The sequence below is a fragment of the uncultured Campylobacter sp. genome (assembly GCF_938018145.1).
Taxonomy (GTDB): Bacteria; Campylobacterota; Campylobacteria; order Campylobacterales; family Campylobacteraceae; genus Campylobacter_A.
In genome coordinates this window covers 1-1,859 of the sequence record NZ_CALIII010000312.1, presented here as the reverse complement: position 1 = coordinate 1,859, position 1,859 = coordinate 1, and the positions used below count along the sequence as shown (strand labels likewise).

Sequence of the window (1,859 nt, the reverse complement as noted above, 5' to 3'; positions counted from 1 at the left end):
CGTTTTTATAAATTTAGCCCCGCGCATTATCTATTTTTTTATTTGGATTATATTTTTAACCTGCAAAAAGAGCTTTTCTAAGACAAATTTGACGAACGAGCCCTGCGTAGTGCTGTTTTGGCACGGCAGGCTTGCGCTGATGAGCTTTGCCTACGTGCACTGGTGGAAAAACGGCCAAAATCCGCAAAGACGCGCCAAAGTCATGATAAGCGACCACAAAGACGGCGAGATCATCGCGCGCGTGATTTCGTTTTTCGGTATCGGCGCGATCAGGGGCAGTAGCTCAAAAGGCGCGGTAAAAGCCCTCGCGCAAAGCTTTAGAGAGCTAAAAAGCGGCACCGACGTCATCATCACCCCGGACGGTCCGCGCGGCCCCTATCACAGCGTCGCCGACGGCGCAGTCGTCATCGCGCAAAAGCAAAATGCGCAAATACAAATTTTAAACTACGAAGCGAGTAAATTTTGGCAGCTAAAAAGCTGGGATAAAATGATAATCCCAAAGCCGTTTAGCGAGATTTCTTATACGCTCTCGCCGCCTTTTAGCGTGACAGGCATGGAGCTAGAAGCCGCAAGAGAGCAGATAAAAAAGGAGATGGAAAAATGAGCTCAAAGACCGTAGTTTTATCTATCGGAGCGCTTTTGGCGGCCATTTTTATCTCGTTTATCACGCTTAGTCCATCTTACAAAAACGCGCTTCAGGCCAAATTTTACTACGAGACGGGCGACTATGAAACCGCATATAGGCTCTCAAAATCAGCCTATCACAAAGATATCTACAACAAACTCGCTCACACCGTGATGGTACAAAGTGAAATCTCGCAAAAATACGCACTCTACATCGCTCGCTCAAACGGCTACCTAGAAAATATCCAAAAAATCAGCAAATCAGGCAAGGTAAATAAGGCGGATTTAGACAAAATCCGCATGATGTGCGACATCGCGGTGAGCGACTACGGCCTGCTTAAGCCGTCAAATTTGACCGATCCGTCGCTGCAAGAAGAAGCCAAAATGATAAGGGATAAATTTTTAACCCTGCAAAAAGAGCTGTTTTAATTGAACTTAATAGCTTTTTGGGTATGATAACGCATTGCAATTTTTAGGAGAAATCTTTGCTGATACGTCGTTTTTTTAGCGTCTTATATCTTAGCGCCGTTATCCAGTCCAAAAAATGCCTATTTTACGGCGAGGCCTACAAGGGCGCGAAGCTGTTAAAAACGATAAAAGCAGAATTTGACCTAGATGAATCCGGCGTCGTTTCCCAAAGAGCAAACGAGTACATAAGAAATTTGCAAAAAGAGTATAAATGGGTTTATCTTTCGCTGTTTTTCGATGCACTCGAACAAGGCGCGTTTGAGGCTAAAAATGCCGACAATCTCGAAAAACTAGGAATCAAAACAAAAGAAATAACTTGCATAAATCCCGCCAAAAACTGGCTCATCTACGCAAAGCACTCAGACGTAAAAGCCGCAGAGGAAAAATTTACAGACATCGGCGTAGACGTACTTTATTCGCCTATCGCACTAACCCAAAAAGAGATCGAAAAACATGATCTACCAACCGCAAGCACCCTTTTTGTCTACTCTTGCGAAGAGGGTTTTACCATCTGCATCACCTCAAGCGAAGGGGTAAAATACGCTACCGTTTGCAAAGAAAACGATGAAGAGTATAGCGATAGCGCGGATTTTGATAAAGAAAACAGCGACGAGATAGACGATTTTATCGCAAACGTGGACGAGAGCTTTAACACCATGGACGGCCTGGACGATCTTGGCGAAATGTTAAAAATGGACAACAACGAAGAGGAGTTTGCAGACCTCGACTACGATATAAATATGCCAGAATCCACCGATGTAACTGCC

The 1,859-nt window shown here is 44.4% G+C and carries 3 protein-coding genes; all 3 read left to right on the top strand.

Going from position 1 to position 1,859, the window contains the following annotated elements:
• Window positions 1-604: lysophospholipid acyltransferase family protein (locus Q0338_RS07340; RefSeq protein ID WP_298086184.1), on the top strand; the 604-nt coding region annotated here is incomplete at its 5' end.
• A complete protein-coding gene (locus Q0338_RS07335) occupies window positions 601-1,053 on the top strand; it encodes a hypothetical protein (RefSeq protein ID WP_298086183.1) in 453 nt (150 codons plus the stop codon). The genes Q0338_RS07340 and Q0338_RS07335, both read left to right, overlap by 4 nt.
• A 56-nt stretch (window positions 1,054-1,109) precedes the next feature.
• Window positions 1,110-1,859: hypothetical protein (locus Q0338_RS07330; protein WP_298086182.1), on the top strand; the 750-nt coding region annotated here is incomplete at its 3' end.

Excerpts from the sequence above, each read along its gene's own strand:
- Q0338_RS07335 (WP_298086183.1), top strand. The coding sequence starts at position 601 with ATGAGCTCAAAGACCGTAGTTTTATCTATCGGAGCGCTTTTGGCGGCC.